General features: G+C 46.7%; 29 protein-coding genes. 2 read left to right on the top strand and 27 right to left on the bottom strand.

Translation table 11 applies throughout. The annotated features are described in order from the left end of the window. Window positions 1-14 precede the first annotated feature (14 nt). Window positions 15-1,175 carry a Do family serine endopeptidase gene (locus ZMTM_RS01345; protein WP_221764562.1) on the top strand — a complete coding sequence of 387 codons (1,161 nt, stop codon included), beginning with the start codon at window positions 15-17 and terminating at the stop codon, window positions 1,173-1,175. Here the strand turns inward: ZMTM_RS01345 and tatC are convergent. The 25 genes from tatC to ZMTM_RS01220 all read right to left on the bottom strand — a co-directional run bounded on the left by tatC (window position 1,172) and on the right by ZMTM_RS01220 (window position 18,263). Further along, window positions 1,172-1,915, bottom strand: a complete 744-nt coding sequence (gene tatC, locus ZMTM_RS01340; protein WP_221764561.1) for a twin-arginine translocase subunit TatC — start codon at window positions 1,913-1,915, stop codon at window positions 1,172-1,174. The two genes, ZMTM_RS01345 and tatC, sit on opposite strands and share 4 nt — an antisense overlap. A gap of 6 nt (window positions 1,916-1,921) precedes the next feature. After that, the gene (gene tatB / locus ZMTM_RS01335) at window positions 1,922-2,356 is read right to left on the bottom strand and encodes a Sec-independent protein translocase protein TatB (protein WP_221764560.1); all 435 of its coding nucleotides are present in this window, start codon (window positions 2,354-2,356) and stop codon (window positions 1,922-1,924) included. A gap of 6 nt (window positions 2,357-2,362) precedes the next feature. Continuing rightward, on the bottom strand, window positions 2,363-2,578 hold the full coding sequence (tatA, locus tag ZMTM_RS01330; RefSeq protein ID WP_221764559.1) for a Sec-independent protein translocase subunit TatA: 216 nt from the start codon (window positions 2,576-2,578) through the stop codon (window positions 2,363-2,365). A gap of 35 nt (window positions 2,579-2,613) precedes the next feature. Beyond that, on the bottom strand, window positions 2,614-2,952 hold the full coding sequence (locus tag ZMTM_RS01325; RefSeq protein WP_221764558.1) for a histidine triad nucleotide-binding protein: 339 nt from the start codon (window positions 2,950-2,952) through the stop codon (window positions 2,614-2,616). Between the two features lies 1 nt (window position 2,953). Beyond that, window positions 2,954-3,271, bottom strand: coding sequence for a phosphoribosyl-ATP diphosphatase (locus ZMTM_RS01320; RefSeq protein WP_221764557.1), 318 nt, complete (start codon window positions 3,269-3,271; stop codon window positions 2,954-2,956). Further along, on the bottom strand, window positions 3,264-3,653 hold the full coding sequence (hisI, locus tag ZMTM_RS01315; RefSeq protein ID WP_221764556.1) for a phosphoribosyl-AMP cyclohydrolase: 390 nt from the start codon (window positions 3,651-3,653) through the stop codon (window positions 3,264-3,266). The genes ZMTM_RS01320 and hisI overlap by 8 nt, the downstream gene beginning before the upstream one ends. Window positions 3,654-3,665: 12 nt before the next feature. Beyond that, the gene (hisF, locus tag ZMTM_RS01310) at window positions 3,666-4,424 is read right to left on the bottom strand and encodes an imidazole glycerol phosphate synthase subunit HisF (protein WP_221764555.1); all 759 of its coding nucleotides are present in this window, start codon (window positions 4,422-4,424) and stop codon (window positions 3,666-3,668) included. A 10-nt stretch (window positions 4,425-4,434) separates the two neighbouring features. Continuing rightward, complete coding sequence (gene hisA / locus ZMTM_RS01305; protein ID WP_221764554.1) at window positions 4,435-5,175, bottom strand: 1-(5-phosphoribosyl)-5-[(5-phosphoribosylamino)methylideneamino]imidazole-4-carboxamide isomerase; 741 nt, start codon at window positions 5,173-5,175, stop codon at window positions 4,435-4,437. A gap of 27 nt (window positions 5,176-5,202) precedes the next feature. Beyond that, window positions 5,203-5,847 carry an imidazole glycerol phosphate synthase subunit HisH gene (hisH, locus tag ZMTM_RS01300; protein ID WP_221764553.1) on the bottom strand — a complete coding sequence of 215 codons (645 nt, stop codon included), beginning with the start codon at window positions 5,845-5,847 and terminating at the stop codon, window positions 5,203-5,205. Between the two features lie 59 nt (window positions 5,848-5,906). After that, window positions 5,907-6,494 (bottom strand): imidazoleglycerol-phosphate dehydratase HisB, encoded by a 588-nt coding sequence (gene hisB, locus ZMTM_RS01295; RefSeq protein ID WP_221764552.1) that lies wholly within the window; start codon window positions 6,492-6,494, stop codon window positions 5,907-5,909. A 184-nt stretch (window positions 6,495-6,678) separates the two neighbouring features. Continuing rightward, complete coding sequence (hxlA, locus tag ZMTM_RS01290; RefSeq protein ID WP_221765527.1) at window positions 6,679-7,347, bottom strand: 3-hexulose-6-phosphate synthase; 669 nt, start codon at window positions 7,345-7,347, stop codon at window positions 6,679-6,681. A gap of 213 nt (window positions 7,348-7,560) precedes the next feature. Next, window positions 7,561-8,625, bottom strand: a complete 1,065-nt coding sequence (gene hisC / locus ZMTM_RS01285) for a histidinol-phosphate transaminase (RefSeq protein ID WP_221764551.1) — start codon at window positions 8,623-8,625, stop codon at window positions 7,561-7,563. Beyond that, complete coding sequence (gene hisD / locus ZMTM_RS01280) at window positions 8,625-9,923, bottom strand: histidinol dehydrogenase (protein ID WP_221764550.1); 1,299 nt, start codon at window positions 9,921-9,923, stop codon at window positions 8,625-8,627. Before hisD ends, hisC begins: the two co-directional genes overlap by 1 nt. 3 nt (window positions 9,924-9,926) lie before the next feature. Continuing rightward, window positions 9,927-10,583 (bottom strand): ATP phosphoribosyltransferase, encoded by a 657-nt coding sequence (gene hisG, locus ZMTM_RS01275; protein ID WP_221764549.1) that lies wholly within the window; start codon window positions 10,581-10,583, stop codon window positions 9,927-9,929. A gap of 79 nt (window positions 10,584-10,662) precedes the next feature. Further along, window positions 10,663-11,928 (bottom strand): UDP-N-acetylglucosamine 1-carboxyvinyltransferase, encoded by a 1,266-nt coding sequence (murA, locus tag ZMTM_RS01270; protein WP_221764548.1) that lies wholly within the window; start codon window positions 11,926-11,928, stop codon window positions 10,663-10,665. After that, a complete protein-coding gene (gene grxD, locus ZMTM_RS01265; protein ID WP_221764547.1) occupies window positions 11,929-12,246 on the bottom strand; it encodes a Grx4 family monothiol glutaredoxin in 318 nt (105 codons plus the stop codon). Window positions 12,247-12,331: 85 nt separating this feature from the next. Beyond that, window positions 12,332-12,580 carry a BolA family protein gene (locus tag ZMTM_RS01260; RefSeq protein ID WP_221764546.1) on the bottom strand — a complete coding sequence of 83 codons (249 nt, stop codon included), beginning with the start codon at window positions 12,578-12,580 and terminating at the stop codon, window positions 12,332-12,334. Window positions 12,581-12,598: 18 nt separating this feature from the next. Continuing rightward, window positions 12,599-13,393 carry an ABC transporter permease gene (locus tag ZMTM_RS01255; protein ID WP_221764545.1) on the bottom strand — a complete coding sequence of 265 codons (795 nt, stop codon included), beginning with the start codon at window positions 13,391-13,393 and terminating at the stop codon, window positions 12,599-12,601. Further along, a complete protein-coding gene (locus ZMTM_RS01250; RefSeq protein WP_221764544.1) occupies window positions 13,386-14,294 on the bottom strand; it encodes an ABC transporter ATP-binding protein in 909 nt (302 codons plus the stop codon). The genes ZMTM_RS01255 and ZMTM_RS01250 overlap by 8 nt, the downstream gene beginning before the upstream one ends. Before the next feature lie 33 nt (window positions 14,295-14,327). Then, window positions 14,328-14,636 carry an STAS domain-containing protein gene (locus ZMTM_RS01245; protein ID WP_225907055.1) on the bottom strand — a complete coding sequence of 103 codons (309 nt, stop codon included), beginning with the start codon at window positions 14,634-14,636 and terminating at the stop codon, window positions 14,328-14,330. Between the two features lie 35 nt (window positions 14,637-14,671). Further along, window positions 14,672-15,301 carry an MlaC/ttg2D family ABC transporter substrate-binding protein gene (locus tag ZMTM_RS01240; RefSeq protein ID WP_221764543.1) on the bottom strand — a complete coding sequence of 210 codons (630 nt, stop codon included), beginning with the start codon at window positions 15,299-15,301 and terminating at the stop codon, window positions 14,672-14,674. Between the two features lie 10 nt (window positions 15,302-15,311). Next, entirely contained in the window at window positions 15,312-15,785 is a 474-nt protein-coding gene (gene mlaD, locus ZMTM_RS01235; protein ID WP_221764542.1) for an outer membrane lipid asymmetry maintenance protein MlaD, read from the bottom strand. A 114-nt stretch (window positions 15,786-15,899) separates the two neighbouring features. After that, window positions 15,900-16,688 carry a lipid asymmetry maintenance ABC transporter permease subunit MlaE gene (gene mlaE, locus ZMTM_RS01230; protein ID WP_404804700.1) on the bottom strand — a complete coding sequence of 263 codons (789 nt, stop codon included), beginning with the start codon at window positions 16,686-16,688 and terminating at the stop codon, window positions 15,900-15,902. Continuing rightward, window positions 16,681-17,487, bottom strand: a complete 807-nt coding sequence (locus tag ZMTM_RS01225) for an ABC transporter ATP-binding protein (protein ID WP_221764540.1) — start codon at window positions 17,485-17,487, stop codon at window positions 16,681-16,683. The genes mlaE and ZMTM_RS01225 overlap by 8 nt, the downstream gene beginning before the upstream one ends. Window positions 17,488-17,597: 110 nt before the next feature. Further along, window positions 17,598-18,263 (bottom strand): prepilin-type N-terminal cleavage/methylation domain-containing protein, encoded by a 666-nt coding sequence (locus ZMTM_RS01220; RefSeq protein WP_221764539.1) that lies wholly within the window; start codon window positions 18,261-18,263, stop codon window positions 17,598-17,600. Between the two features lie 232 nt (window positions 18,264-18,495). Here ZMTM_RS01220 and ZMTM_RS01215 point away from each other — a divergent pair, with 232 nt between their 5' ends. After that, window positions 18,496-20,187 carry a sensor histidine kinase gene (locus ZMTM_RS01215; protein ID WP_221764538.1) on the top strand — a complete coding sequence of 564 codons (1,692 nt, stop codon included), beginning with the start codon at window positions 18,496-18,498 and terminating at the stop codon, window positions 20,185-20,187. A 70-nt stretch (window positions 20,188-20,257) separates the two neighbouring features. On the opposite strand, the gene ccsB is transcribed toward ZMTM_RS01215, so the two are convergent. Further along, window positions 20,258-21,403: a c-type cytochrome biogenesis protein CcsB gene (gene ccsB, locus ZMTM_RS01210; RefSeq protein WP_221764537.1), complete on the bottom strand. Its 1,146-nt coding sequence runs from the start codon at window positions 21,401-21,403 to the stop codon at window positions 20,258-20,260. A 30-nt stretch (window positions 21,404-21,433) separates the two neighbouring features. Further along, window positions 21,434-23,359, bottom strand: a complete 1,926-nt coding sequence (locus ZMTM_RS01205; RefSeq protein ID WP_221765525.1) for a cytochrome c biogenesis protein ResB — start codon at window positions 23,357-23,359, stop codon at window positions 21,434-21,436. Between the last annotated feature and the right edge of the window lie 77 nt (window positions 23,360-23,436).

Below are 23,436 nucleotides of genomic sequence, written 5' to 3'. Positions count from 1 at the left end.
TATAAAAATATTATATGCGCAAACTTTGGCTCATTTTTGCACAGACTGTAACGGTAAGTCTTGCCGTTCTTTTTGTGGTGCAGACTTTTCACCCGAACCTGCTCAACAGTGTGGATAAAACGCTAGTCATTAAAGAGGCTGCTTCTACTGCAAAAATCGGCAGTGCTGAGTCTTATAGTGTTGCTGCAAAAAAAGCGATGCCCTCCGTAGTCAACGTGTTCACCAGCAAAAAAGCAGCACCCAACCCCCATCGTCAGTTTATGGACGACCCATTGTTTCGCCACTTCTTTGGCGACCAGCCAGATGACCAGACACAACGTGAAAACAGCCTAGGCTCTGGCGTGATCGTCAGCAGCGATGGCCTGATTGTCACGAATCACCATGTGGTCGAATCCGCAGATGAAATCGAAATTGCTCTCGCAGATGGCCGTACAGTCCCTGCAAAAATTGTGGGCACTGATCCCGAAACTGATCTAGCCGTGGTCAAAGTAGATGTTAAAGACCTGCCAGCCATTACCTTTGCTGATGCCGAGCAAAGCAGCGTGGGTGATGTTGTGCTCGCGATCGGTAACCCTTTTGGCGTGGGGCAAACTGTCACGCAAGGCATTATCAGCGCGCTGGGTCGCAGCCATCTGGGCATCAATACTTTTGAAAATTTCATACAAACCGATGCGCCGATCAATCCTGGCAACTCAGGCGGCGCATTGATTGATACGCAAGGCAATCTGGTGGGGGTGAATAGCGCCATTTATTCGCGCAGCGGCGGCTCTATGGGTATTGGATTTGCCATCCCCATCAGCTTGGTTAAGCAAGTGATGGAGCAAATCATCAGCCAAGGCAGTGTCACGCGCGGCTGGATAGGGATTGAAGCACAAGACATCACGCCAGAATTGGCGGAATCATTCAAGCTTAAGCAAGTACGTGGATCATTGATTGCAGGTATCTTGCGCGGCAGCCCTGCTGAGCGTGCTGGCTTGAGGCCTGGTGATATATTGCTTGAAATCAACGGCAACCAGGTGATTGATAGCTCGAGCATGCTGAATCTGATCTCTGGTCTAGCCCCTAATAAACAAGCCACACTGGTAGTAGCGAGGGATGAGAAGGAAATCAAGGTACCTATCACAATAGGCAAACGCCCTAAACCGCTCAGCGCTAAGAATGATCTTAAAGATTAATTATCTGAAATGGCTTTTTCATCGGCAACATGCGGCATCGTGAATCTTGCGAAGATGATGCCCGCCTCATAGAGCAGCCACAAAGGCACAGCCAACATCATCTGTGAAATCACATCGGGTGGTGTAAAAATAGCCCCCACGACAAACGCGCCAACAATGACATAAGAACGAATGTCTTTCAAAGTCTGAATCTTGACGATATTGAATCGCACCAGCATCACAACCGCAATTGGCACCTCAAATGCGAGCCCAAAGGCAATGAACATAGTCATCACAAAATCGAGATAGTTACCAATATCCGTCATCACGGCAACGCCCTCTGGCGCGGCATGCGTAATAAAGCCAAAGACCACGGGGAATACCAGGTAATAAGCGAAAGCCATACCTGTAAAGAACAACAATGTGCTGGCAACAACAAGCGGCGCCATGAATTTGCGTTCATGTGCATATAGCCCAGGCGCTACGAACGACCATATCTGATACAGCGTATGCGGCAATGAAATCACGAATGCGGCCAGCATCGCCACCTTCATCGGCACAAAGAAAGGCGTGGTAACTGCCGTTGCAATCATCTGGCCGCCTGCGGGTAACTTGCTAAGCATAGGCTCGGCGAGCAAGTGATAAATTTTGTTGGCAAAGGGGAAAAGTGCGATGAACACCAGTACCAGCCCAATTACACTGCGCAGCAAACGGTCACGCAGTTCGATGAGGTGGGAGATAAACGTTTCGGTGGTGTTCACAGGCTGCTACTTTTGTCGTTCTTTGGTATCTGGCGGTAATACTGGACTGGGTTCAATGCCTGATTCAGAATGGGGTTCAACTGCAGATGCCTGGGAGGTTGAGATTGATGCTGACTCTGGAACTGTGGTATCTGCAGATGGTTTCTGCGCTTCTAAAAGCGTCTCTCGCACTTCATCAAGATGTTTAGACACAGCGTCTTTTGACAGCATCAGCTCAGTCTGGATTTTCTGCCCATTTTCCTGCATTTGCTGTTGTAGCTTTTTCAGGTCTTCCAGCTGCATCTCGCGACTGATGTCGTCTTTCACATTGGCCACATAGCGCTGCAATCGGCCCACCAGCAAACCCACTGTTCGAGCTACTTTAGGTAATTTCTCGGGGCCGATGACTATCAATGCCACGACGCCAATCACCACCAGTTCAGAGAATGCAATATCAAACAATTTGAATTACTGCTTAGTTTTCTGGGTTACTTCGCCTTCAACAGTGTGGCCTGGTTCAGGCTCATCTAGTTTGGGTTTGCTGCTTTCTTCCTTCATCGCATCCTTGAAGTTTTTAACTGCACCGCCCACATCGCTACCAATATTGCGTAGTTTTTTTGTGCCAAATACCAGCACAACAATTAACAATACGATTAACCAATGCCAAATGCTAAATGAACCCATGATGTTTCTCCTGAATATCTATAGTTTTATGCAAGCTAGGTTTTAGGTAAGCTAGCGCCGCCACCGAATACATGCACGTGTAAATGAAATACCTCTTGCCCGCCTTCACGGCCAGTATTTATCATGGTACGAAAACCTTTTAGGCCTTGCTGCTTTGCCAGCTTAGGCGCTAGCAACAATATTTTGCCTAACAGTGCTTGATGCTTTTCTTCAGCACTCGCCAAACTTTCAATATGCTCTTTTGGCACTATCATAAAATGCACTGGCGCAATGGGGTGAATGTCGTTGAAGGCGATCACATCTTCATCTTCATACACCTTGGTGGCAGGGATTTCACCTGCGACGATTTTGCAAAAAATACAGTCTGTACTCATCTCAACCCTTACGCTGTGCTTTTTCTTCAAGCCCCGAAAGACCTTCACGCCGCGCCAACTCATCAAGCACCTGCTGTGGATTTAAACCAGCATGCGCCAGCAACACTAAACTATGAAACCAAAGATCGGCAGTTTCATAGATGATTTCCTGTTGATCGCCGCCTTTGCCCGCAATAATCAGTTCGGCGGATTCTTCACCTACTTTTTTGAGGATGCTGTCTGTGCCTTTGGCGTAAAGCTTGGCCACGTATGACGAGTCTGGGCTCGCAGTTTTACGCTGCTCTAACAACTCGGCTAATCGATTCAGCACATCACTCATGGTGGTAAATCTCGTTGGTGTCTTTGATAACAGGCTGGTCTACCACCCAGTCATCATTTTCTAATTTCTTGAAGAAGCAGTTATGCCTGCCAGTATGACAAGCAATACCACCTATCTGTTCGACGATAATCAAAATCACGTCTTCATCACAATCTAGGCGGATATCATGTACTTTTTGCACATGGCCTGATTCTTCACCTTTATGCCATAACTTATTACGCGAACGTGACCAATAAACTGCCTGGCCCGTCTCTACCGTTAACTTTAATGCTTCACGGTTCATCCAGGCGAACATTAACACTTTGCCGGTGCTGTGTTCTTGGGCGATCACAGGCACAAGGCCTTCGCTCGTCCAATTTACTTTGTCTAGATAATCGCTCATTTATTCATTCAGCTACAGGCGCACTTCAATACCACATTCACGCATATATTCTTTGGCTTGGCGCACCGTGTATTCACCATAGTGAAAAATGCTAGCCGCCAGCACTGCGTCAGCGCCGCCTTCTTGCACACCTTCAACCAGATGTACCAGATTACCTGCACCGCCTGAAGCAATAATTGGCACATCGACAGCATCACTGATTGCGCGATTGAGTGCAAGGTTAAAGCCAACTTTAGTACCGTCTCTATCCATGCTGGTAACCAGCAGCTCGCCCGCACCAAGCGCCACCATTTTTTTCGCCCATTCAATTGCATCTATGCCTGTTGCATTGCGACCGCCGTGGGTGAATACTTCCCAGTGGTCACCCACTTGTTTGGCGTCAATCGCGACAACGATACACTGCGACCCAAAATGGCCAGAAGCATCGGCTACCAGTTGTGGATTAAGCACCGCGGAAGTGTTGATGCTGACTTTATCAGCACCTGCATTCAATAATCGGCGCACATCCTCTACTTCGCGTACGCCGCCGCCTACTGTTAATGGGATAAATACTTGTGAGGCGACTTGCTCAATAATATTCAGAATCAAGCCGCGGTTATCTGAGCTGGCGGTGATGTCGAGAAAAGTCAGTTCGTCAGCGCCCTGCTCATCATAGCGACGGGCAATTTCAACTGGGTCGCCAGCGTCGCGCAACTCTAAAAAATTGATGCCTTTAACCACACGACCAGCTGTGACATCAAGGCAAGGAATAATGCGTTTGGCTAAAGCCATGTCATTTCCATTAACCGTTTAGCTCATCTGCCAGCGCTTGGGCGGCAGTAAAATCGAGCGTACCTTCATAAATCGCGCGGCCAGTAATAGCGCCGATAATGCCTTCGCTTTCGACAGCACAAAGCTTGCGCACATCATCAAGGTTGGTAATGCCGCCGCTGGCAATCACAGGGATCATCAATGCCTGCGCCAATGCCACGGTGGCTTCAATATTCACGCCGCTCAACATGCCATCACGGCCAATATCGGTATAGACAATGGCTTCAACGCCATAGCCTTCAAATTTTTTGGCTAAGTCAATGACGTCATGCCCAGTCAGTTTAGACCAGCCATCGACCGCCACTTTGCCATCTTTGGCATCAAGCCCTACGATAATCTGGCCAGGGAATGCATAGCAGGCCTCATGCAAGAAGCCAGGGTTTTTAACAGCCGCCGTGCCAATAATCACATAATCAATACCGTCATCCAGATAACGCTCTATGGTTTCCAGATCGCGAATACCGCCCCCCAACTGAATTGGAATTTGACCGCCCACCGCTTGAACAATGGCCTTGATAGCAGCTTCATTCACGGGTTTACCAGCAAAAGCACCGTTAAGGTCAACCAAGTGCAAACGCTTGGCACCTTGATCAACCCAATTGCGCGCCATCGCGCCGGGGTCTTCTGAGAACACAGTGGACTCTTCCATCAAGCCTTGTTTTAAGCGGACACAGTGACCGTCTTTGAGATCAATAGCAGGGATAATCAGCATGGTTTAAATATTGAGACTAAATAAAAATTAAGAATGACCGTTCCATTGAACGAAATTGGATAAAAGTTTTAGCCCTGCATGCTGGCTTTTTTCTGGGTGGAATTGAACAGCAAATATATTATCCTTAGCCACTACACTGGTAAAGCGTTTTGGATACTCGCTGTAACCAGCCACCAAGGCTGTTTCCTGCGGCGCCACATAATAACTGTGCACATAATAAAAACGTTCGCCATTCTCAATTCCCGCCCACAGTGGGTGAGATTGTGACTGATAAACTTCATTCCATCCCATGTGCGGCACTTTAAGTTTGTGGCCTTGTACATCATGCATATCTACTGCCGAAAAGCGTTTTACTTGACCAGCAAAAATGCCAAGACCATCAGCATTACCTTCCTCGCTATGGTCAAACAATAATTGCAGGCCGATACAGATTCCCAGAAAAGGCTTGCTGGCTGCGGCCGCTATCACGGCCTCACGCAGACCACGTGAATCCAGTTCACGCACACAGTCAGGCATAGCGCCCTGGCCTGGAAACACGACACGCTCTGCTTCTGCAATATCTTGCGGATTGCTGGTAACGACCACTTTTTTATCAGTAGCTACATGTTCAAGTGCTTTAGACACTGAACGCAAATTGCCCATACCATAATCAACTACTGCGATATCAATCATTTATTCTTAGTTACTTGGACGAAATTTAAATAGCTCTCAGATACGGATTGGCTTATGAACTATAAGGCACCCTTGGTAGAAGGCATAATACCAGCCATGCGCGCATCCAGCTCTAAAGCCATACGCAGGGCACGTCCAAATGCCTTGAAAATCGTTTCAGCCTGGTGGTGTGCATTCACACCTTTGAGGTTATCAATATGCAGGGTGACTAATGCATGATTGACAAAGCCTTGGAAGAATTCGTGGATGAGGTCAACGTCGAAATCACCGATTTGGGCACGCGTAAAGTTAACACCATACTCAAGTCCTGGGCGGCCAGAAAGATCGAGCACAACGCGGGATAAAGCTTCATCCAACGGAATATAAGCATGGCCGTAACGGCGTATGCCTTTTTTATCGCCGACCGCTTTAGCAAAAGCTTGGCCTAGTGTAATGCCGATGTCTTCAACGGTGTGATGTGCATCAATGTGCAAATCACCTTTGGCCTCAACGCTAATATCCAGCATACCGTGGCGTGCGATCTGATCAAGCATGTGATCAAGAAAACCCAAGCCTGTAGCGAATTTAGATACTCCAGTGCCATCCAGATTGATAGATACAATAATCTGGGTTTCTAGTGTTTGACGGCTGACTTCGGCGCTACGCATTTTATGGCTCACTTAAATTATTATTAACTCTGGTAAAACTATATTCTGATGAAACTCAAAGCCACATTTGAAATAACTTTGGTTCAAAATTAAAACCGCTGCAAAACGTTGACTTGAGTCTGTTTTGCAGCGGCTTTTTTGTCGCTTAATGCCTGATTAAATCTTAACGATTTAATGCTAACAATTAGCTAAACAGGCCTTTCAACCAGCCAAACAGACCACCGCTAGAAGCAGACTCGCCGCGTGCTAATGCTGTAATTTCAGCAGCAGCAGCAGCAGGATCAGCAGCACCGTAGATAGCAGCACCAGCAACAACGATAGTTGCACCAGCGTCAACTACTTGTTTAACAGTTGCAGCTTTAACGCCACCAGCAACAGAGATCTTCAGGCCAGTATTTAAACCAGCAACCAAAGCCAAATCGCTAAATGGGGTTTGACCAGCAGCTTGTTGATCCAAACCAGTATGAACACCAATGATGTGTGCGCCAACAGCAGCAACAGCTTTAACAACTTCAGCCTTGTTAGGAACGCTGATTAAGTCAACTTGCGCTTCTTTACCGTATTTGTTGGCAACATCCACTACACCTTTAATGGTGCCAATGTCTGAAATACCAAGAACGGTAACAATGTCAGCACCAGCCTTGAAGAAAGGCTCAGCTTCGTAGTAGCCAGCATCAGCTGTCTTCAAGTCAACCAGGATCTTGTTGTTTGGGAATTTTGCACGCAATACTTTAAGCAATTCAATACCGTTATGCTTGATGCATGGGGTACCGATTTCAAGAATGTCTACATGTGGAGCAACTTTTGTAGCCAGCGCTACGGTTGCATCAAAATCTAATGAATCTAGTGCCATTTGAACTAATGGTTTTGCCACGATACTTCCTCCACTTATTAATTAAACGATAGTTAATCACCACACCGTACACGTAAGATAGTAAAAATTAACCGACCTAAGCGCCATATAATACATTTTTTCTGTATTTTATGTGAAGTTAGTTTTTTAATTCAATTCATTAGTCTTACTTTAAAGAATAAGCAGAAGTGTTATTTCGTCTAGTTTCTGTGTTCACGCTTTTAGTATTTCAATCAGCGCACTGACTAATAGCTCGCATTCTTGATCTGTGCCGATGGTAATGCGCAAAAAAGGTGATATACGGGCTGGATTTTTAAAATGCCGCACAATAATGCTGCGCTCCCGCAATTTTGCGGTGAGCTCAGCGCCATCGTGGGTTGCATGTTTGGCAAAAATAAAATTCGCGCCTGATGGCAATACCTCAAAATCAAGCGCATTCAGCTTTTCCACCAAGCGCTCACGACTTGCAATCACTTTCTGGCGTGTCATTTCAAAGTATTCGCGATCATTCATCGCGGCTACTGCGCCAGCAATCGCAAAGCGGTCTAGTGGGTAAGAGTTAAAACTATCTTTGATACGGTGTAAGGCATCAATCAAATCGGGGTGGCCTACTGCAAAACCTGCGCGTAACCCAGCCAGTGAACGGGCTTTGGATAAGGTTTGCGTCACAAGCAATTGGGGATAACGATCCATCAGGCCAATTGCCGATTGACCACCAAAATCCACGTACGCCTCATCAATCACGACAACGGATTCTTTATTCGCTATGAGCAAACGCTCTATTTCTTGCAAGCTCAACAGTCGGCCCGTAGGCGCATTTGGATTCGGAAAAATAATGCCGCCGTTTGGCTGCATGTAATCATTCACATCAATCTCAAAGGTGTCGGTCAACGCTACGGTTTTATATTGAATCTGGTACAGACCGCAATACACTGGATAAAAGCTATAGCTAATATCGGGGAAAAGCAGCGGCTGATCATGCTTGAGCAATGCCTGAAAAACGTGCGCCAGAATTTCATCTGAGCCATTACCTGCAAATACTTGCGTAGGCTTAATACCGTAAAAATTGGCAACCGCTTCTTTTAAGCGATCTGAGTTCGGGTCTGGGTACAAGCGCAAGCTATCTGCCGCCTCAGCCTGCAAAGCCTCAATCACCTTAGGACTAGGGCCATAAGGATTTTCATTGGTGTTGAGCTTGATTAAATTATTGAGCTTGGGCTGCTCGCCTGGCGTATAAGGCGTGAGCTCATGGACAATCTTGCTCCAGAACTTGCTCATTATGGCTTCAATCGATATTCGGCTGAATGGGCGTGCGCCTGCAAACCCTCACCATAAGCAAGCGTTGCAGCCACTTTACCCAATGTCTGCGCACCTTCTGGCGAGACCATAATCAGGCTAGAGCGCTTCTGGAAGTCATATACACCAAGTGGCGATGAGAATCTTGCAGTGCGTGAAGTTGGCAATACATGGTTGGGGCCAGCGCAATAATCGCCTAACGCCTCACAGGTATCTCGCCCCATGAAAATAGCACCAGCGTGCTTGATTTTTTTACTGAACGCCAGCGGATCGTCAATTGAAAGCTCCAAATGCTCAGGCGCAATGTAGTTGGCGATACGGGCAGCTTCTTCAAGGTCTTTTACCTTGATCAGGGCGCCACGGCTTTCTAGCGATGTGCGGATAATCTCCTTGCGCGGCATTTCTTCTACCAGTCGATTAGCACTAGCAGCCACTTTGTCGAGAAAATCAGCATCTGGTGAAAGTAGAATCGCCTGCGCCAGTTCATCGTGTTCGGCTTGAGAGAATAAATCCATGGCAATCCAGTCAGGGTTGGTTTTGCCATCACAAATCACCAGTATCTCGGATGGGCCAGCGACCATGTCGATGCCCACTACGCCGAATACGCGACGCTTGGCTGCCGCTACATAGGCGTTACCTGGGCCAACGATTTTATCAACCTGAGGAACGGTCTCTGTGCCATAAGCTAAGGCAGCCACGGCCTGCGCACCACCAATACAGAACACACGATCAACACCACAAACGGCAGCAGCGGCCATGACCAACTGATTTTTTTCTCCATTTGGCGTAGGTACCACCATGATGAGCTCTTGTACGCCAGCCACTTTCGCTGGAATAGCATTCATCAATACTGAAGATGGATATGCAGCCTTACCGCCTGGCACATAGAGGCCAACGCGATCCAGCGATGTCACTTGCTGCCCCAGCAAAGTACCGTCATTTTCGGTATAACTCCATGACGACATCAATTGCTTTTCGTGATACACGCGCACACGCTCAGCGGCTTGCTTGAGGGCATCACGCTGGGCTGGTGGCAGATTATCTAGCGCAGCCTGTAATTCGGGTTTTGGGATTTCAAGCTGGCTCAAGCCTGATACATCGAGATGATCAAATTTCTTGGTATATTCAAGTACAGCCACATCGCCACGATTTTTAACGTCGCGCAGGATATTCGCAACGACCAGATCTATCTGATCGTCTTGCGCTGTTTCAAACGCCAGCAAATCTTTGAGTTGTTGATCAAAACCAGCATCTGCTGTTGATAATCGCTTGATGTTCATTTTCTAACCTAAATTCGTTTCGTTTTGTGCAACTGCTTGGGCAAAGCTATCCATGATTGGTTGCAACAATTCGCGCTTGAGTTTGAGTGATGCCTGATTGACGACCAATCGTGAGCTGATGTCAGTAATCTCTTCAACCGCTTTAAGATTGTTAGCGCGCAAGGTACCGCCCGTACTGACCAGATCGACAATCGCATCAGCCAAACCAACTAATGGACCTAGCTCCATTGATCCATAAAGCTTGATCAAATCAACATGCATACCTTTATCGGCAAAGTGTTCACGTGCTGTTTTCACATATTTAGTGACCACTTTTAACCGCGCACCACGCCGAATTGAGCCAAAGTAATCAAAGTCTTCACGTACAGCTACCATCATTTTGCAGCGTGCAATTTTTAAATCGAGCGGCTGGTAAAGACCATCGCCACCGTGCTCATTCAACACATCCTTGCCCGCGATACCCAAGTCAGCAGCACCATATTGCACATAAGTAGGCACATCGGTCGCACGGACGATAATCAGGCGCACATCATCACGGTTGGTGCCGAGGATGAGTTTACGTGAGGATTCAGGGTCTTCAAGCGGAGTAATGCCAGCAGCCGCTAGAAGCGGGACCGTTTCATCAAAAATACGGCCTTTGGACAAGGCAATGGTAATCATCTTAATTCCAGTATTGGACTGCAGACCATTCGCTGGCCTGCTTCAAAAACGAGATTTTAAACTATTTAGAGGAAACTGCTTAAATACGTTTTATACGTGCGCCGAGCTTAGTAAGCTTTTCTTCAATGCGCTCATAGCCACGGTCTATATGGTAAATGCGTTCAATAGTGGTTTCGCCACGAGCCACCAGACCTGCCAATACAAGGCTGGCAGATGCTCGCAAGTCAGTTGCCATGACAGTTGCTCCATCAAGATACTCAACGCCACGCACTATCGCGGTATTACCTTCCACTTCGATCTCTGCCCCTAGGCGCTGCATTTCCTGCACATGCATAAACCGGTTTTCAAAAATCGTTTCAATAACGGTTGCTGCACCTGTGGCTATTGTATTCAAAGCCATGAACTGAGCTTGCATATCAGTGGGAAATGCTGGATGTGGGGCTGTACGCACACTCACAGATTTCAACTTGCCATCACTTTGAATGCTGATGGTGTTGTCAGTGTGTTCGATCTTAGCGCCTGCTTCGCGCAGCTTTTCAATTACTGCATCAAGCAAGTCTGCACGCGCATTATTCAATGTAATGCTGCCTCCAGCCATAGCTGCCGCCACTAGATAAGTGCCAGCTTCAATGCGGTCGCAAACGATATCATGTTGTGTGCCTTGCAAGCGTTCTACACCATGCACGGTAATCACATCAGTGCCAGCGCCTTCAATTTTTGCGCCCATTTTAATCAGGCACTCTGCCAGATCAATCACTTCAGGCTCGCGCGCCGCATTTTCCAGATAAGTCGTGCCATCAGCTAAGGCAGCAGCCATCATCAAGTTTTCAGTGCCTGTGACGGTGACGATATCCATAAAGATACGCGCCCCCTGAAGACGTTTATTCGGCAAATGCGCGGTAGTCGCTTCGATGTAGCCGTGCTCGATATGGATTTCGGCGCCCATGGCCTGCAAACCCTTGATATGTAAATCCACAGGGCGAGAACCAATCGCACAACCGCCAGGCAAGGAAACACGGGCATGGCCGAAACGCGCCAGTAATGGACCCAGCACAAGGATAGAAGCACGCATGGTTTTCACCATCTCGTAAGGCGCCTCATGCGAAGTAATATTGCTAGCATCCAGCGTGACGCAATTGTCACCATGGTCAGTGACTACAACGCCCATGTGCGCCAGCAATTGCTGGGTTGTGCCTACATCACGCAATACGGGCACACGGCAAAGCTTGAGTGGCGTTTCTGCCAACAGTGCTGCACATAAAATCGGTAGAGCGGCATTTTTGGCGCCTGAGATATTAATCTCGCCATTGAGTGGAAAACCACCCTCAATCACCAGTTTTTCCAATTACGCAGTTGCCTTTTCTAGCAATGATTGCAACTCACCTTGGCTATAAAGATCACGCATGATGTCAGAACCACCGATGAATTCACCATTGATATACAACTGTGGAACGGTAGGCCAATTTGAAAATACCTTAATACCTTCGCGAATCGCTGGGTCTGCCAGCACATCAACCGTCACCAGATTTTTAACTCCGCACGCTTGCAGAATTTGAATAGCCAAACCAGAAAAACCACATTGCGGGAATTTTGGGCTGCCTTTCATGTAAAGCACTACAGGGTTGGCTGTAACTTGATTACGAATGATCTCTTGTGTGTCCATATTGATTCTCCAATAAATAACGCAAATTTTGCGAAATTAAATACTCTTTAAATGCTTAAAGCTAAATTAACCAGCTCTTAATCACCTAGCGAACGCTAAATTGCGCCCACGCTTCTGGTGTAAATGTACGCATGGATAATGCATGAATCTCCTGACGCATACGATCACCCAGCGCTTGATAAACCATCTGATGCTGTTGCACCATGTTCTTTCCAGCAAACAGGTTGCTGACAATAATAGCTTCAAAATGCTGGCCATCATCACCTAACACTTGCACATGCTGGCAGGCCAAGCCTTGCTCTATATAACCTTTAACGTCTTCTGCGCTTACCAATGCTTTCCCCTTACCCCATTAACCGCGTAACTTATAACCCGACTTTAACATCACCAAAGTCAGCCATGAAAGTAACAACACGCTAACACTCACTACGCTAAAGCTGACTACAGTTGAGATATCGCCTGCGCCAAAAAATCCATATCGGAAGCCATCAATCATGTAAAAAAATGGATTCAGATGCGACACCTTTTGCCAGAAAGGTGGCAGTGAATGAATCGAATAAAATACACCCGATAAAAACGATAGCGGCATGATGATGAAATTCTGGAACGACGCCATCTGGTCAAATTTCTCAGCCCATATGCCAGCGATAATGCCGAACGTACCCATGAGTGCGCTACCCAGTACCGCGAATAGTAAAATGATCCATGGGTGCATCAGAGGCAAATCTATAAAAATAATCGCAACCAAGTAAATACATACGCCAACCACCACGCCGCGAATGATACAGGCAGCTAACAGGGATAAAAACACTTCTAGATATGACAATGGCGTGAGCAGAATAAAGATGATATTACCCATCACTTTTGCCTGCACCAGGCTGGATGAACTATTGGCGAATGCATTCTGCAATACAGACATCATGATCAAGCCAGGAATCAAAAACGCCGTGTAAGTCACACCAGGATAAACCTCTACACTTGAGCTCAGCACATGCGAAAACACGAGCAAATAAAGCAATGCCGTCATCACAGGCGCAGCTACGGTTTGCATGCCCACGCGCCAGAAACGTAGCGACTCTTTTTTGAATAGCGTCCAAGGACCGCGCAGGTTTGTACCGCGTTTTAGATTGATGTCGTGATCAAGCATGGTCGCGCCCTACCAAATCGATAAATACATCTTCGAGGTCAGCTTCTAACAACTGAAAGTCTTCAACGATGATATTGGCTTTCTTCAACTCGCTTAACACATACTCAATCTGGCTCACTTCGGTGAGAGCAAAGGTAAAGCTATTTTGATCTTGGCTTTTGAGTAGTGCTTGCAATACTGCTGGCATAGCCTCACTCGATAGTTTCAAGCGCAGGTTTTTACCAGGCAAGCTATTCAACAGATTGGCGGTGCTATCCAGCGCGACCACCTTGCCTTGCTTCATCATTGCTACCCGATTACACAGGACTTCAGCCTCTTCAAGATAATGGGTAGTCAGGATAATGGTATGGCCATCACGATTGAGCCTTTTGATGAACTCCCACATCATCTGGCGGGATTCCACATCCACACCTGCTGTAGGTTCATCCAATACAATTACTGGTGGCCTGTGCGCTAGGGCTTGGGCAATTAGCGCGCGACGCTTCATACCTCCAGACAGCTTGCGCATGTTGGTGTTGGCTTTATCAGCCAAGCCCAGGGATTCGATAATCTCATCTACCCAAGCATCATTTTCAGGGCCACAGCCGAAATAGCCCGCCTGAAAACGCAACATTTCACGTACGGTAAAAAATGGGTCGAATACGAGCTCTTGCGGCACTACTCCGAGCAACTGCCGTGCTTGTCGATATTGGCTATGCACGTCATACCCCAATACTTTCAACGAGCCGCTGGTTGGCTTTAATAAGCCAGCCATGATATTGATCAAGGTAGACTTACCCGCGCCATTCGGGCCGAGCAAGCCAAAAAATTCACCTTGCCCAATACTCAGATCAATACCGTTCAGCGCATTAAATGCGCCAAAGCGTTTGTGTACAGATTCAATATGGATAGCGGGGGTCATAGCGGCAATGATGGTTCAGGCGAACGCCTAAACCTAGTGAGTAACTTGCGAATGTGCCGCTTGTGGAAGCAGCTCAAGCACGCCATAAAGGGTTGCAAGACTCACCAGATTCTCTGGGAAATTGGCAAACGTAAGCTTGGATTTGTGCACATGCGCTGAACGCAACCACTCAAACAATAGACTAATGGTCGCCGTATCAACGTCCGTGACTTCAGCAAGATCAATCTCAAAAGACTTATTCATCGACAGTTGCGTGCTCTCATCCAGCAATGCGCAGATGTGAGGCATGGTCATAGCCCCAGTAATCAGCCAGCGATTCTCTTGTTGTGTAATATTTGCCAAAAGCGAATTACTTTCTCTTAACTTAAGTGTCTTGATTATGACTTGCTGCTAGCGTTAGATTTATTCTTTTCCACTAACTTTTGAATCAAACCATCCATGCCAGATTGGCGAATCTCGTTATTGAACTGACCACGATAGTTAGTCACCAGACTTACGCCTTCAATCACGATATCAAACACTTTCCAGCCATCAGCCTCTTTAGCAAGACTGTAATCCACTTCAATCGGCTGACCACCTGGCTGATTAATCTGAGTCTTAACGCTGACTTCTGTGTCGGTAGGTTGAGCGCGCAATGGCTTGTATTCAATAGTCTGATTTTTGTACTTAGACAAAGCAGAAGCATAGGTTCTGATCAACAAAGTTTTAAACTCTTTTTGAAAAGCATCTTGTTGCTCTTTGGTTGCGCCATTCCAGTTTTTACCGAGAACAATACGGCTAACGCGGTCAAAGTTGAAATTCGGCAATATCTTTTCTTCAGCCAAAGCAAATATCTTGGTCTGATTACCCGCCTGAATATCTTTGTCATTCTTGATGATGGTTAACACATCTTCAGCGGTGGTTTTAACCAGGGTATCAGGGCCAACCTCAGCAAAAGCAGCGCCAGCAAAGGCTACAAAACCCAGCGCCAATATCGATTTTGCAAAACCGTTTATCAAACTTTTCATTTTCATTCACCTATTTTTTATCAGTATTCGAATCAGATGCCTTGTTGTAGAGGAATTGACTAATCATCTTTTCCAACACTACGGCATCTTGTGTATGGGTAATCTTATCGCCATCTTTCAGATTATCTGGGTCGCCACCAGCCTCCAGACCAATATACTGCTCACCCAAAAGCCCTGCTGTGTAAATATTGGCGAAAGTATCCTTTGGAAATGCATAACGCTTATCTACGTTAATAGTTACAATCGCTTCATAACTTTTACTATCAAACTGTATGCTGTTGATGCGGCCAACCACCACACCAGCGCTTTTTACTGGGGCACGGGGTTTCAGACCACCAATATTCTCAAAAGCTGCTGTCACGCTGTAAGTATCACCGATGGTACTGGATGTCAGGTTACCTACTTTCAAAGCCAACCCAAGAATCGCAGCGGCACCCGCAGCTGCAAAAATACCCACCCATAAATCTATTGTTGTGCGTTCCATGTTATCTCCCGTTGCTTTGATGTCTGACGGGATATACCCCATTCCAGACCATGCTTATTACATTAAGTGCGATTTTTGAATCAAAATTTCTCATTTTTGCTTTGGTATACAGCCTTAAAGAATCATGAACGAGGTCATGACAAAATCTAGGCCAAGCACTGCAAGGGATGAATTTACCACCGTACGCGTAGTTGCACGGCTGACACCTTCAGCTGTTGGCGGTGCATCAAACCCTTCAAACAAGGCAATCAGCGTGCACGCGACCCCGAAAACAAAGCTCTTAAGTAAGCCATTAAGAATATCATTCTGAAAATCAACATTGGCCTGCATCTGCGACCAGAAAGCGCCATTATCCACACCGATGAGGGGCACAGCCACCATATAACCACCGAGAATCCCCACCATGGTGAACATGGATGAAAGCAAAGGCATGGAAATCACGCCAGCCCAGAACCTCGGTGCAACCACACGGGCAATCGGGCTAACTGCCATCATTTCCATTGCAGATAGCTGCTCTGTGGCTTTCATCAAACCAATTTCTGCGGTAATTGCAGTGCCAGCACGACCCGCAAACAGTAACGCCGTCATTACCGGCCCAAGCTCACGTACTAGCGACAACGCGACCAGCACGCCGATAGACTCAGATGAACCGTATTTCTGTAAGGTGTTATAGCCCTGCAATGCCAAGACCATGCCGATAAAAAACGCAGATACCAGAATAATGACCAGCGACAACACACCCGTGAAATAGATCTCACGTATGGTCAGATGTAAACGTCGAAAGCTTTCAGTAGAATAAATGAGGATATAAAACAGAAAGCGCGCACCAGAACCTAAACGCCAGACCCGGTCAACAATACGGTGACCTATGCCACGCAATATGCCCGTCAGTTTATTAAACATCATGACCCCTCAACATATCTCTCCTGTAATCAGGGGCTGGGTAATGGAATGGCACAGGGCCATCAATCTCGCCATGCACAAACTGATGCACAAACGGCAAATCTGATTTACGCAAGTCATCCGGTGAACCCTCGGCTTCTACTACACCGTTAGCGACGATATACACATAATCCGCAATCAAAAAAGCCTCTTTCACGTCATGCGTCACCATAATAGAGGTGGCACCCAAGGCATCATTTAATTTGCGAATCAGGTTACAGGTCACGCTCATAGATATCGGGTCAAGCCCAGTAAATGGCTCGTCATACATAATAATCGATGGGTCTAGCGCAATCGCGCGGGCAAGCGATACACGCCGCGCCATACCACCAGATAGCTCAGTAGGCATCAAGTCACGAGCGCCGCGCAAGCCTACAGCATTGAGTTTCATCATCACCAAATCACGTACGATAGTCTCTGGCAGATTGGTATGCTCACGAATAGGGAAGGCAACATTCTCATACACTGACAAATCAGTGAACAGCGCGCCAAACTGAAACAGCATGCCCATCTTGCGACGCAACTGAAACAGGCCATGCCTGTCCTGCTTATGCACCACCAAGCCATCCACCCGCACTTCACCATGCGTAGGTTTCAGTTGACCACCAATAAGTCGCAACAGCGTTGTTTTACCACTGCCACTACCACCCATGATGGCCACCACCTTGCCACGCGGAAAAGACATATTGATGCCTTTGTGCAGCAAGCGGTTTTTGTAACCGAATGAAAGGTTATCGATTTCGACGATGTTGTCGGACATGAAGTTAGCTAAATTTATGAACTTGATTATTTTAAATCAAATCGCACACAAGGCGTAATCTAAAATGAAAAAAGCCCGCACAAGCGGGCTTTTTAACAAAAAATCTAAACTTAAAAACTCATACATACTGTATATGTTAACGAATCATTAATAAGAGCAGTTGTAACACCAGCGCCTGATGTATTACTTACCACCGCCCGAACAGATCCTGTAGAAGTTTCTCCATCGTCAAGCGTTACGTCTAACTGTTTAGCAAATTTCCCTAAAATTGCATCAGAGCATATCGCAAATGCACCAGTCATACCTGTAATTGTTGTTAACTGAGAAACGCTCTCAACTCCAATCTGACCACCATCAGCATTTCTAGGTATATAGTTAGCATCAGCATTATTGGTAGCGCCTGGAGCAAGACCTGCAACACGAACTTGCTGCCAGAATCTGAAAGCTTCGGAGTCAGCGGCGGCGGCATCGTTCCAATTACCCTCAATAACACCATTGCCGTGAGTTCCATTGGCAGCAGCACATGTTGTAACTGGTGCTGTTGTACATGCAGAACCCAGATGAGCATTGGCACTAGCATCATCCCCAGGTAAAGCTTTATATTTATCTTGATACCCGTAAATGTATACCTGAATATTCTTGAAATCACTCGCCATATTCTTAACCTTGGCGCTGTTGATTAGCTCCTGCCCCTTTAAAACCCCCCCGAGTAGTAAACCGATGATGACGAGCACGATTGCTAGCTCGATCAAGGTAAAACCAGATTGCTTTTTCATTATGTTATCCTAATCCTTAAAGCTTGCTTATTCGCCCACACACTGATGGCATTAAGCGTATTTATAATAAATTCAGGTGTTAATGTGCAAATCTTATGCCAGTGGCAATTTACACGAAATTGTGCCTCAAATGATAATTCGAGCGCAATTAGAACGTAAATTTCAATCATGATTGTCAATTTTTTAACAGCAGTGACAATAATTTGACGTTAATTAAAATGTATACAGCTAAATGATCGCGCCGTTATTCAATAAACATACAGGTTTTTTCAGTCGCCACCAGTGGGAACTGAGCCTGATGCTGCTCTCGTTGCATGCCTTGCTGATTAACGGCTTGGGCAATTCACTGCAAACCGCCTTGATTATTTGCCACCTAGGTTTCTTCCTACTCTGGCAACCAGTGCTGCATACCAAAGACAAACTCTCAATACGCTCTATCTTGTTATTGGTGGCTGCTGGAATAGTCATGGTGTTTTTTCTTAGCTGGTGGGTGATTGCGTTTTGGTTGTGTGCTTTATTTGCCTTACTAGGTGGGCGTGTATTCTCCACCCAAGCCAAAAGCGCACGACTAGGCTACCTGTTGGCAGCCAGCTATCTGGTAGGGGTTTTACTGATGTGGGTAGTCCCAAAACTACTCAACACCTCTGCCGAACTGGAAGCTGCCAAATTTTTGATTGAGTACCTGCTGCCATTGATACCTATTGGTATAGGGTTCACGAAAGCGGCAGAGGAAGAAAGTGGACAACCGCCGATACTCGATTTCTTCTACACATTATTGCTGCTGATGCTTGCGGTCATTCTGGTGTTGGGCTCATTTGCCATTCAGGCCTCTAGTCAGGCAATGTATGGCGAAATTCTAGTTAAAACGCTTCTGGGGCTTGCTATAGCGCTGGCAGGGATTAGCTTGCTATGGAATCCACGCGCTGGATTCTCAGGTGTAGGGCAGTTGTTATCACGCTACCTGTTAAGCGTTGGGTTGCCGTTTGAACAATGGATCCGCAACATTGCCGAGCTTGGCGAGAGCACCTCAAACGCTGGAGAGTTCACCAATGCGGCTATGAAAGAGCTGCTGACGCTCCCGTGGGTCACAGGCCTGAAATGGGATACGCTGGATGGCAATGGTGAATTAGGCGAGCAAGAGAAATATCAGGCGAACCTCGACTTTTATGATTTTCATTTGACGATATTCAGCAAACTGCCACTCACCCCAGCGCTAACCATCCACCTCAAACTGCTCTCGCAGATTCTTGGCGAATTTTACGAAGCTAAACGCCGCGAAGAAACCCTGCGACAAACTGTGTATATGCAAGCAATTTATGAGACAGGCTCACGCCTGACGCATGATATCAAAAATCTGGTGCAATCAATGAGCGCTTTATGTGGTGCGGCTGAGCAGGCACAAGAAGCTGACAGCGAAAGATTGCTGGCATTGTTTCGCAAACAGTTGCCGCTGCTCAATCAACGCTTGGCACGCACCCTTGAAAAACTGGAAACACCCAATAAGGAGAGCTCCCGTTTCGCCAAACTCAGTAGCTGGTGGAATGCTTTGCGCGAGCGTTATGCAGAACACTACATATCATTCGTAACAACAGAAATCGCCAAGACTGATGTGGATGTTGAGTTGCTAGATAGCGTGCTGGAAAACCTGCTGCAGAATGCGATTGAGAAACGAAAAATGGACACATCGATTGCAATAAGTGTAGAAATCACGGCAGTTCAAGGTGTGACAATAGAGGTAACAGATACGGGCAAACCCATGCCAAAGCATGTGGCAGAGCACTTGTTTAAAAAACAGGTAAGCTCAGAGAACGGCTTGGGGGTTGGGCTTTACCATGCGGGTAAGCAGGCGCAGCAATCAGGATATGAATTAAGCCTGATTGATAACAGGCAAGGTACCGTGAGATTCAGGCTGAACAAAGCTTAGCCATTATTTTCATGTGGCAATAAAAAAAACAGATGAAGTATTCATCTGCTTTTTTTATTTTGCTACTGACTTACAACGTACCGTAAGAATGCAAGCCTGACAAAAACATATTCACACCTAGGAATGCAAAAGTCGTAACCAGCAGACCTATCAACGCCCACCAAGCGAGCATCTCACCGCGCAAACCTTTTACCAATCTCAAGTGCAACCACGCTGCATAATTCAGCCAAACGATGAGTGCCCAGGTTTCTTTAGGGTCCCATGACCAGTAGCCACCCCAAGCTTCAGCTGCCCACATTGCGCCCAATATCGTCGCGATGGTAAAGAAAGCAAACCCAACCGCGATGGACTTATACATCACATCATCTAGCACTTCGAGCTTAGGCAGGCGTGATGTCAGTATGCCGCGCATAGACAACAAATAGGCACTTGCGACCATGGCGGACAATGAGAAAGAACCATAGCCGATAAAATTAGCTGGCACGTGAATCTTCATCCAATAAGACTGTAAGGCAGGCACCAAGGGCTGAATAGTGTTAGCCTGACGATCAAAGGTGTACCAGAGAATGAAGCCTACAGCCGCATTGACGACCAGCAAAACGAAGCCTCCGAGTTGGCGCGTGGCATAGCGACCTTCGTAGTAGAGATACAGCAATGAAGTAATGAGGCAGAACAAAATGAATACTTCATACAGATTGCTAATCGGGATATGGCCAACATCAGGCGCAATCAGGTAAGACTCATACCAGCGCACCATGAGGCCAACAAAGCCCATCAATACTGCGCTCCAGGTCAGGCTTGTTGCGACTTTTCCTGCAAATACTGAGCGGCTGAACAAGGCAAACCAGTAGGTGAGCATGGCCAGCACAAACAATACGTTCATCCACATGATGGCGGTCTGGCTAGAAATCAGGAATTTCAACAAGAACACTTGCGTTGCGTTGCCGAGATCGCCTTTATACAAACTCATGGAATAGAGGCTGATGATGGCGATGCCTGCTATCAATAAACGTAGTGGTTTCCACTGCCAACCCAGCACACTGAACGCAATCGCAAAACCAAACAGGAATGTGGTTTCGTAGGCATCCATAAAATTGCCATACTGTTTGAAAGCGTAAGCAGAGCCTAGCACTAACAATGCCGCATAAAGCCAGTCTGGCCAATGCAGTCTTTTCAGAAGCGGGACGGGTGCGCCATCCATGTATGCGGTATTCATTGTTTAATCCTCATCCTTTATTTGTGAGTATTAAGTCGTTGTGTCTTCAAGCATGCGCTTGATTTGTTGCTGGTATTGATCGAACTCTATATCAAGATCGCGGTTTTTACGGTTTGCCGACATGGCGAACAAGATACGATTATCGGGTTTGACCAACAGCCAGATTCTACGTTCGCGGATAAAAATCATGGAGAAAATACCCAGCACCAATAATATGGAGCCAGAATACACCAAGTTTTTGCCAGGCGAACGCGTCAATTGCAAACCGCTGGCTTCACGCTGTTCGTAATTAGTCATCTGCAAATAAAACGGCGTGCCATAGAAAAACAGATCGCTCATTGCATTGAGGCTATCCTGCAGGAATAGTTGCGTTTCGTTGTCATCATCTGACGGCTTAAGCCCAGCCTTTTCCTGGCTAATGATGTAAGCCTCGTAAGCCGAACCAGCGATAATCTTGATATAAGTCTGGGCTGCTTTATCGCGTTCGGCAACTGGCACTGATTTTTCAATTACCTTAGCAATAGTAGTGTAGCCGCCCTGGCTAAAGGCTTTAAGTAGCTGTTTGATACTATCTTCAAACTTGTTACGAATCACGTCGTCTTTGGCTTTTTCACCCAACGCGGCCAAGGCAAATCGATGGGCGATTTCGTTATGCATGGCAGGGTCAAACATCGCCGCACGCAGGCGCATAAAACCTTTGAGTTCAAAATCGTCATCCGCTGGCAAGCGCAGATAGCGGTAATCCTCTTGCTGCGTTTCACGCATACCTGAGACAAAGTAATGGCGCCCACCAATCTGCAAAGGCTGCATGTAACTCACGTATTCACGCGCCTGGCCTTCAAGATCACGCACTTTAAAGATCACGCTAGGCCCTACGTTGTGTGACTTGCCTTTGCCATCGGGTGAAAGATTAAGAATATTGAATTTACGAAAATCCTCAAACTCCACTTTCAAGACATCATCGCCTTGACCCAAGCGGGCATTGCCAAAGATCGTGCCATTGATCTCGCTTGACTGCGGATTATTGTTGAATAACTGCCAGACATTAAAATTAAGCTTCGAACCACCATCCTGAAAATCAGATTGGTAAATGGCAATGCCTTTATAAATGAATGGATGATTGACACTGATGGTGTGCGTGATGGGTTCTTTTACTTCGGGATCGGTAATGACCAGATCACTCTCAAAAGATTTAGGCTGGCCCGTCTCGTAATGCTCAATGCGGAAATCTTTAAGCGCGATGGTAAATGGGATTTCTTGCAGCAGATAACCGTCGCGCATACGCATGAATGCCGTATTACCGCTTTGACCTTCAGACAAAGTCATATTGGCACGGAACGAAAGATTGGCTGGCGTCAGGCGACTGATTTTTGGCACTTGGTCATCTGGCAAGTTGAGGGTTTCTACTTTTTTGTAGCCGAGTAACTCTTGCACTTTGAAAGGCACGTTGCCATCAATCAAGCCGCCTACGCAGATGATCACAATGGCGGTGTGGGTGAAAATATAACCCAAGCGTTGATAGCTACCCGCCTTGGCGGCAATCAGTTCACTGCCATCATCCTGCGGCTTGATTTTGTAGCGAAAGCCCCTGATACCCAGAAAATTAAATAAGCGCTGCTTGCTTTCATCTCTGGCGATTGAGGTCTGATATTCATGTTTGTGGCTAAATGTGCGTAGAGATTTCTCAGTGGCATGTTCACGAAACGCACGTAGCTCTTTCAGCATCAAGGGTGAATTACGATAGATACATAAGCTGGTAGAGGTCACCAGAAACACCAGGATCAACAAAAACCAAACGCTGTGATACACATCGTAAAGGCCCAGCATCTGGAAGGAATCAAACCAGAACTGGCCGAACTGGATGATGTAATTGGGATAAGGCTCGTTCTGCTTGAGCACCGTACCAATAATGGAAGCAATGCCCAGCACCGTCAGCAGGCTTACGGCAATGCGCATGGAGCTTAATAGCTCATACACTCTTCTTGCATTGGATAAACGTGCAGTCACGAAAGGCCTAGTTGATATTTAATCGG

The organism is Methyloradius palustris (assembly GCF_019703875.1).
Lineage (GTDB): Bacteria > Pseudomonadota > Gammaproteobacteria > Burkholderiales > Methylophilaceae > Methyloradius > Methyloradius palustris.
The sequence above is the reverse complement of the archived record's forward strand: the minus strand, read 5'-3'. Positions and strand labels throughout refer to the sequence as shown.

What these genes read in the sequence shown, in the direction of transcription:
- ZMTM_RS01345 (WP_221764562.1), top strand. Translation starts at nt 15, where the DNA reads ATGCGCAAACTTTGGCTCATTTTTGCACAGACTGTAACGGTAAGTCTT.
- tatA (WP_221764559.1), bottom strand. Translation starts at nt 2,578, where the DNA reads ATGGGTTCATTTAGCATTTGGCATTGGTTAATCGTATTGTTAATTGTT.
- ZMTM_RS01325 (WP_221764558.1), bottom strand. Translation starts at nt 2,952, where the DNA reads ATGAGTACAGACTGTATTTTTTGCAAAATCGTCGCAGGTGAAATCCCT.
- ZMTM_RS01320 (WP_221764557.1), bottom strand. Translation starts at nt 3,271, where the DNA reads ATGAGTGATGTGCTGAATCGATTAGCCGAGTTGTTAGAGCAGCGTAAA.
- hisI (WP_221764556.1), bottom strand. Translation starts at nt 3,653, where the DNA reads ATGAGCGATTATCTAGACAAAGTAAATTGGACGAGCGAAGGCCTTGTG.
- hisF (WP_221764555.1), bottom strand. Translation starts at nt 4,424, where the DNA reads ATGGCTTTAGCCAAACGCATTATTCCTTGCCTTGATGTCACAGCTGGT.
- hisA (WP_221764554.1), bottom strand. Translation starts at nt 5,175, where the DNA reads ATGCTGATTATCCCTGCTATTGATCTCAAAGACGGTCACTGTGTCCGC.
- hisH (WP_221764553.1), bottom strand. Translation starts at nt 5,847, where the DNA reads ATGATTGATATCGCAGTAGTTGATTATGGTATGGGCAATTTGCGTTCA.
- hisB (WP_221764552.1), bottom strand. Translation starts at nt 6,494, where the DNA reads ATGCGTAGCGCCGAAGTCAGCCGTCAAACACTAGAAACCCAGATTATT.
- hxlA (WP_221765527.1), bottom strand. Translation starts at nt 7,347, where the DNA reads ATGGCACTAGATTCATTAGATTTTGATGCAACCGTAGCGCTGGCTACA.
- hisC (WP_221764551.1), bottom strand. Translation starts at nt 8,625, where the DNA reads ATGAGCAAGTTCTGGAGCAAGATTGTCCATGAGCTCACGCCTTATACG.
- hisD (WP_221764550.1), bottom strand. Translation starts at nt 9,923, where the DNA reads ATGAACATCAAGCGATTATCAACAGCAGATGCTGGTTTTGATCAACAA.
- hisG (WP_221764549.1), bottom strand. Translation starts at nt 10,583, where the DNA reads ATGATTACCATTGCCTTGTCCAAAGGCCGTATTTTTGATGAAACGGTC.
- grxD (WP_221764547.1), bottom strand. Translation starts at nt 12,246, where the DNA reads ATGGACACACAAGAGATCATTCGTAATCAAGTTACAGCCAACCCTGTA.
- ZMTM_RS01255 (WP_221764545.1), bottom strand. Translation starts at nt 13,393, where the DNA reads ATGCTTGATCACGACATCAATCTAAAACGCGGTACAAACCTGCGCGGT.
- ZMTM_RS01250 (WP_221764544.1), bottom strand. Translation starts at nt 14,294, where the DNA reads ATGACCCCCGCTATCCATATTGAATCTGTACACAAACGCTTTGGCGCA.
- ZMTM_RS01240 (WP_221764543.1), bottom strand. Translation starts at nt 15,301, where the DNA reads ATGAAAAGTTTGATAAACGGTTTTGCAAAATCGATATTGGCGCTGGGT.
- mlaD (WP_221764542.1), bottom strand. Translation starts at nt 15,785, where the DNA reads ATGGAACGCACAACAATAGATTTATGGGTGGGTATTTTTGCAGCTGCG.
- mlaE (WP_404804700.1), bottom strand. Translation starts at nt 16,688, where the DNA reads ATGTTTAATAAACTGACGGGCATATTGCGTGGCATAGGTCACCGTATT.
- ZMTM_RS01225 (WP_221764540.1), bottom strand. Translation starts at nt 17,487, where the DNA reads ATGTCCGACAACATCGTCGAAATCGATAACCTTTCATTCGGTTACAAA.
- ZMTM_RS01220 (WP_221764539.1), bottom strand. Translation starts at nt 18,263, where the DNA reads ATGAAAAAGCAATCTGGTTTTACCTTGATCGAGCTAGCAATCGTGCTC.
- ZMTM_RS01215 (WP_221764538.1), top strand. Translation starts at nt 18,496, where the DNA reads ATGATCGCGCCGTTATTCAATAAACATACAGGTTTTTTCAGTCGCCAC.
- ccsB (WP_221764537.1), bottom strand. Translation starts at nt 21,403, where the DNA reads ATGAATACCGCATACATGGATGGCGCACCCGTCCCGCTTCTGAAAAGA.
- ZMTM_RS01205 (WP_221765525.1), bottom strand. Translation starts at nt 23,359, where the DNA reads ATGCGCATTGCCGTAAGCCTGCTGACGGTGCTGGGCATTGCTTCCATT.